This window comes from Paenibacillus sp. LK1, from assembly GCF_002750415.1.
GTDB lineage: Bacteria > Bacillota > Bacilli > Paenibacillales > Paenibacillaceae > Paenibacillus > Paenibacillus taichungensis.
In genome coordinates this window covers 21,612-28,610 of record NZ_PEII01000028.1, presented here as the reverse complement: position 1 = coordinate 28,610, position 6,999 = coordinate 21,612, and the positions used below count along the sequence as shown (strand labels likewise).

The following is a 6,999-nucleotide window of genomic DNA, read 5'->3' as shown; positions in this document are numbered from 1 at the left end:
TGGGTTCGATTCCCATCACCCGCTTTATAGAAATGCAAAAAAGAGATGGTTTCTGCCATCTCTTTTTTGTATTTTTTTACGTTTCCATTAGATTTCGAACACATAGTTCAATGTTAGTAACTTATCGGATCATAGCTTATGAACAGTGGGAGAATACACAACACCCACAGTGATAAAGCTATGTTTATTTGCCATTTTGTAAAACGCTTACAAAAATATCTTGCCTAATCCTTCAGCCTGTAATACTATATCAATTAAGCGCTTAACCTTTAGGGGTAAGGCGCTTAAACTTAACGTAGATTAAGCGCTTAACCCGTAAAGGGAAGGGAGATGATCATTCCATGACAACCATTAGACTGACGATGGCTCAGGCACTGCTCCGATATCTGGATCAGCAATATATTTCCGTTGATGGGGTGGAAACCAAGTTTGTGAAAGGCGTTATCGGCATTTTCGGTCACGGCAACGTAACTGGTATTGGAGAGGCACTGGAACGTAGTTCTGGAAGTTTGACGTATATGCAGGGTAAAAATGAACAAGGCATGGTACATACGGCAGCAGCCTATGCCAAGCAGAAGAACCGTAAACAGATTTATGCCTGCACAACATCCATCGGACCAGGAGCACTGAACATGATTACCGCAGCGGCAACGGCAACGGTCAATCGTATTCCCGTTTTACTGCTTCCGGGTGATAACTTTGCCACGCGTGAACCAGATCCCGTGCTACAACAACTGGAGGTAAGCGGCGATTATACGATTTCAGCCACTGATCCGTTCAAAGCGGTCAGCAAATACTGGGATCGCATCGTGCGTCCCGAACAGTTGATGATTGCTGCCACACAGGCGATGCGCGTGCTGATGGACCCAGCGGAAACGGGCGCGGTAACGCTGGCACTGCCGCAGGATGTGCAGGCAGAGGCGTACGATTACCCTGAATCGTTCTTTGCCCGCAAGGTGCATTACCTGGACCGTCGTCCCCCGGTCCAGGCGGCAATTGAACGGGCAGCGCAGCAGATTGCCCGTGGCAGGAAGCCGCTGATCGTAGCAGGTGGCGGCGTGTTGTATGCCGAGGCATCCACACAGCTGGCTGAATTCGCCGAGGCATTTGGCATTCCGGTTGCCGAGACGCAGGCTGGCAAGAGTGCCTTGGCGTGGGACCACCCACTTAATGTGGGAGCCATCGGTGTTACCGGCTCGCTGGCTGCCAACAGGCTTGCTAGAGAAGCGGATGTGGTAATCGGCGTCGGCACCCGGTTCTCGGATTTTACGACGGCGTCTCGGTCTGCTTTTCAGCATCCCGAAGCGGCTTTCATCAATATTAACCTGAACGGCATGGATGCTGCCAAATTGGGTGGGGAAGCGATTCTAGCTGATGCAAGGGAAGGTCTGCAAGCTCTGCAAACGGCTTTACAGGGACGGCAGTATCACAGTGGTTACGGAACATCTGAAATCGCCGACCTTCGGGATGAGTGGAACGTCGAGGTAGATCGACTCTACGGACTGCTACATGAGGCAGGACTCGCGCAGACGAGTGCGGTCGGTGTTATTAATCGGACCATTGATCCTTCTTCCGTCATTGTGTGTGCGGCGGGAAGTTTGCCTGGAGACTTGCACCGTCTGTGGCGCGCGTCTGCACCGAAAACATACCACATGGAGTACGGCTTCTCCTGTATGGGCTATGAGGTGAGCGGGGCATTCGGGGCAGCTCTTGCCGAACCGGATCGTGAAGTGTATGCCATGGTGGGTGACGGTAGTTACCTAATGCTGCATTCTGAACTGGTGACGAGCTTGCAGGAACAGAAGAAGATAACCATTTTACTATTCAACAACAACGGATTTCAGTGTATTCATAATTTGCAACGGGAGCATGGAAGTGACGGTTTCGGCAACGAGTTCCGCTATCGGGAATCGGAAAGCGGACGACTGACCGGGGATTACATGCCTATGGATTTTGCAGCCCATGCCCGCAGCCTTGGAGCCAAAGCCTATAAGGCAGAGACGACGGAACAATTGGAGCAGGCGATCAGAGATGCCCGGAATGAGACCGTGACTACACTGATCGAAATTCCAGTCGTGCCCGGAACCAATGCAGGCGGATATGAGTCTTGGTGGAATGTGGGCGTACCTGAAGTATCCAACGAGGAAAAGGTGGTAACGGCTCACCAGGCGATGCAGGCAAACCGTGCCAGAGCTAGACTCATTTAATTGAGCATATCATCAATCCAAAGAGTAACTTTCAATCAGCATGATATATAGGAATGCGCGCGTTAAATCGAATGATGCAAAAATGTTGAACCACAAAAGGAGACGTGGAGCCATGAACAATCTGCCATTTCAGCTCGGGATTCATCCGATCAACTGGGTCGGAGAGGATGTAAAGGAGCATGGTGATGCAACAACATGTGAACAGATTCTGGAGGACATTCAGCGACTTGGCCTGACAGGTACGGAAATGGGACGCAAATATCCCACGGATCCAGACACATTGCGGGAGGAGCTGGGCAAGCGCAACATCCGCCTCGTTTCCCAGTGGAAATCGGTATTGTTCTCCGACCCGGCGTATCGTCAGTCTGAGCTGGACTGCTATCGCAGACACGCGGAGTTTCTGCAATCAATGGGCAGCACGGTGATTAGCACGGCGGAAGTAGGTGGCTCCCTGCATTTCGATCCAAGGCGGACACCGCATGAAAAAGAAGTATTGAGACTCAGTGAATCGGAATGGCACATCTTTGCTGAGGGGCTGAACGAAGCAGGTGCCATCGCCCGTGAGCACGGGTTGAAGCTGACGTACCATCATCATGGCGGTACCGTTGTTGAGCAGCCGGATGAGATCGATAAATTGATGGAACTGACTGACCCATCTCTTGTTTATTTGCTCTATGACACAGGTCATGCTTACTACGGCGGAGCTGACCCGTTAGCTCTCCTACGCAAGCATTATGACAGGATTGCCTATATTCATCTAAAGGATATTCGTCCTCAAGTGCTGGACGAAGCACGGGCGGAACAGTCTGATTTTGTGGGCTGTATTCGTAAAGGGGTATTTACGGTTCCCGGAGATGGATGTATTGATTTTGCACCGATTCTGCAGGAGTTGGTCACACGGGGGTATGATGGCTGGGCGATGCTTGAAGGGGAACAGGACCCTGCGATTCATAATCCGTATGAGTATGCGCGGCGATCGTTGCAATATATGGAGTCCTTATACCAGCACAGCTGATAAAGTCATGGCCATCGGGAGAGAGCCGTACCATGAGGTAAACCAGATTATAAGTGTGAGTTTGATAAATGTACATCACAGAAAGGGGTTCAAATACAATGACTTACTTATCCTTTCCTGATTCCAGGAAGATGGATTTCACCGCGATTGGCCGTCTGTGCATCGACTTGAATGCCAATGAGATCAATCGCCCGATGGAAGAGACGATGACCTTTACGAAGTATGTGGGCGGATCTCCGGCTAATATCACGATTGGCATGTCCAGGCTCGGTATGGAAACGGCATTTATCGGCAAAATCGCGAATGACCAGATGGGCAGGTTCATCAACAGTTATCTAGAGCGGAACGGGATCGATACGTCAAATGTGGTAACGGACGATACCGGAGCGGTGACAGGACTTGCTTTTACCGAGATCAAAAGTCCAACCGATTGCAGCATTCTAATGTACCGTGACCACGTGGCTGATCTGCTATTGCAGTCGAGAGAGGTGCAGGAACAGCTGATTGCCGACTCCAAAGTTTTGCTCATTTCAGGCACAGCCCTCGCCCAGAGCCCATCGCGTGAAGCGGTATTCCAGGCACTGGCGTATGCGAAAAAGCATGGCACAATCATTGTGTTTGATCTGGACTATCGTCCTTACACATGGACATCAGCCGAAGAGACGGCGGTCTATTATAACCTCGCAGCCGAGAAATGCGATATCATCCTGGGCACACGTGAAGAGTTCGACATGATGGAGACGTTTGACCATAATCCAGATCATAGCGATCAGGTGACCGCACAAAAATGGTTTGATTTCTCAGCTAAAATTGTCGTCATCAAACATGGCAAGGAAGGCTCTATTGCCTATACAGGTGAAGGGCTATCTCATCAAGCGGACAGCTACCCTGCGCGTGTGGTGAAGACCTTTGGAGCAGGTGATTCCTACGCGGCGGGATTCCTGTATGGGTTGATGCAGGGATGGACGATTGAACGCAGCATGGCGTTTGGCAGTGCGGCAGCATGTATCGTTATCTCCAGCCATAGCTGCTCGGATGCGATGCCAACGGTGGAGCAAGTGAATGACTATATCGAACGCTGCAATCGGGGCGAAATTACGGTGTCTTGAAGCATGTTGAAGTAGTTGGAGTGGATGGCGTAATTGACGCAAGCACATATAAGCGAAGGGAGACAGGGCTATGGGAAAAGGGATTTCGGAAGCGTCAGTAACGGCGACAATGGTTCAAAACTGGATCGGGGGTGCCTGGGTGGCCCCGGCGGCAATCCGTACGGAGCCGGTTGTAAATCCGGCTACGGAAGAGGTCATTGCACACGTACCGCTGTCTGAACAGGCGGATGTGGATTTGGCCGTCCAAACGGCACGGGAGGCGTTCCCGTCCTGGAGTGGCACACCGGTTCCCCGCCGTGCACGGATTCTGTTCCGCTACCAGCAGCTGCTAGTGGAGCACTGGGAAGAACTTGCCCGGCTGGTTACGCTGGAGAACGGTAAAAGCTACGCGGAAGCCTACGGCGAAGTGCAGCGTGGCATCGAATGCGTCGAATTCGCGGCAGGCGCCCCGAATCTGATGATGGGCAAACAGCTGCCCGACATTGCCACTGGGCTAGAGTCAGGCATGTATCGGTACCCAATCGGTGTAATTGGGGGAATAACCCCCTTCAACTTCCCGATGATGGTACCGTGCTGGATGTTCCCGCTGGCGATTGCGTGCGGCAACACCTTTGTCCTGAAACCGTCCGAGCGCACACCGCTGCTGGCAGGCCGTCTGGCTGAGCTGTTCAAGGAAGCAGGGCTTCCGGACGGCGTGCTCAATATCGTTCACGGTGCGCATGACGTCGTGAATGGACTGCTTGAACACAAGGATGTTCAAGCCATCTCTTTTGTCGGATCACAGCCTGTGGCTGAATATGTTTACACTACCGCATCCGCACATGGCAAACGGGTACAGGCGCTTGCTGGTGCCAAAAATCACTCGATCGTTATGCCGGACGCCGATCTCGACCTGACAGTGAAAGAAATCACCAGTGCAGCCTTCGGCTCAGCCGGAGAACGCTGTATGGCCTGCTCGGTTGTTGTCGCCGTCGGCGATGTTGCAGACACGCTGGTGCAAAAGCTGGTGGAAGCAGCAGATCGTATCACGATTGGTAACGGCATGGATGATGGGGTATTTCTGGGTCCTGTCATTCGTGGCCCGCATAAGGAACGTACACTTAGCTACATTGAATCCGGAGAACAGGAAGGCGCTGCTCTGATCCGCGATGGTCGCAAAGATGAAGCGACAGGTAAGTCTGGTTATTTCGTTGGTCCGACGGTATTTGATGAGGTGCAGAGCACTATGAAGATCTGGAAGGACGAGATTTTTGCACCGGTGCTCTCGGTAGCGAGGGTAGCTACGCTGGAGGAAGCAGTGGAATTGGCCAACCGTTCCGACTTTGCCAACGGAGCTTGCCTGTTCACCCGCAGTGGAGCAAGCATGCGCCAATTCCGTGAAACGATTGATGCAGGCATGCTGGGCATTAACCTGGGCGTACCTGCGCCAATGGCATTCTTCCCTTTTTCCGGCTGGAAGAAATCCTTCTACGGTGATCTGCATGCCAACGGTACAGACGGCGTTGAATTTTATACTCGCAAAAAGATGGTTACTGCACGCTGGTAGTCACTCAGGGCATACCAGCCAATGGAAGAACGTTGAGTCCACATGGACACATACAGGGAGGATAACGGAATGGGCAAGGATAAAGTGAGAATTGGCATTATCGGCGCTGGTCGTATCGGTAAAATTCATGCGGACAATCTCCTGCGCAACCCGCATGCCGAGATTGTTGGCATCAGTGATTTGTTTGCAGGACCCGAGCTGGAGGAGTGGGCTTCCAGCCGTGGCATCCCGGTGGTAACGACAGATAGCAGCCAGCTGATCGCCATGCCAAATGTGGATGCAGTGCTGATCTGTTCCTCAACAGATACGCATGTACCACTGATTGAACAGGCAGCCCAGGCGGGCAAACACATTTTTTGCGAGAAGCCGGTCAGTATGGATCTTCATCAGACTCAAGCAGCTGTTGCAGCTGTGCAGAAGGCTGGGGTAAAGCTGCAAATCGGATTCAATCGTCGCTTCGATCATAACTTCAAACGGGTACGTGCATATGTGCAGGAGGGAACGATTGGTGATCCGCATATTATCAAAATCACTTCTCGTGACCCGAGTCCGCCGCCAGCGGAGTACATTCGGGTGTCTGGCGGAATCTTCATGGATATGATGATCCATGATTTCGACATGGCCCGGTATTTGTCCGGGAGTGAGGTGGAGGAAGTCTATGCCCAGGGCAATGTGCTAATTCATCCTGTTTTTGCGGAACACGGCGATGTGGATACGGCCATTGTGACGTTGAGTTTTGAAAATGGAGCAATCGGCGTCATAGATAACAGCCGCCAAGCGGTATATGGATACGATCAGCGAGTCGAGGTATTTGGCTCATTGGGCAGCGCAACAGCTGCGAACGATCATCCGAATACTGCAGAAATTAGTACAGCAAATGGATTGATGCGCGACAAGCCGCTGCACTTTTTCCTGGAGAGATACAACGAAGCGTACGTGCAGGAGACTGCTCTTTTCATCGACGCGATTCGGAACGATACACCTGTCATCGTAAACGGGAATGATGCCGTTCAGGCAGAACGCATCGCACTCGCCGCACGCATGTCCATGGAACAAGGCAGACCTGTGAAGCTGCGTGAAGTCCCGGGAATATCGGTGGAATCCCAGACGGTTGCCCCGTAA

Annotated in this window: 5 protein-coding genes; all 5 read left to right on the top strand. The window is 52.0% G+C overall.

Features of this window, described 5'->3' with window-relative positions; translation table 11 throughout:
* Positions 1-341: 341 nt before the first annotated feature.
* The 5 genes from iolD to iolG all read left to right on the top strand — a co-directional run bounded on the left by iolD (position 342) and on the right by iolG (position 6,999).
* Entirely contained in the window at positions 342-2,207 is a 1,866-nt protein-coding gene (iolD, locus tag CS562_RS32000) for a 3D-(3,5/4)-trihydroxycyclohexane-1,2-dione acylhydrolase (decyclizing) (RefSeq protein ID WP_099859375.1), read from the top strand.
* Between the two features lie 112 nt (positions 2,208-2,319).
* A complete protein-coding gene (iolE, locus tag CS562_RS31995; protein ID WP_099859374.1) occupies positions 2,320-3,222 on the top strand; it encodes a myo-inosose-2 dehydratase in 903 nt (300 codons plus the stop codon).
* Between the two features lie 98 nt (positions 3,223-3,320).
* Positions 3,321-4,331: a 5-dehydro-2-deoxygluconokinase gene (gene iolC / locus CS562_RS31990; protein ID WP_099859373.1), complete on the top strand. Its 1,011-nt coding sequence runs from the start codon at positions 3,321-3,323 to the stop codon at positions 4,329-4,331.
* 70 nt (positions 4,332-4,401) lie between these two features.
* Positions 4,402-5,877, top strand: coding sequence for a CoA-acylating methylmalonate-semialdehyde dehydrogenase (locus tag CS562_RS31985; protein ID WP_281364781.1), 1,476 nt, complete (start codon positions 4,402-4,404; stop codon positions 5,875-5,877).
* Positions 5,878-5,946: 69 nt separating this feature from the next.
* Positions 5,947-6,999, top strand: coding sequence for an inositol 2-dehydrogenase (gene iolG / locus CS562_RS31980; RefSeq protein ID WP_099859372.1), 1,053 nt, complete (start codon positions 5,947-5,949; stop codon positions 6,997-6,999).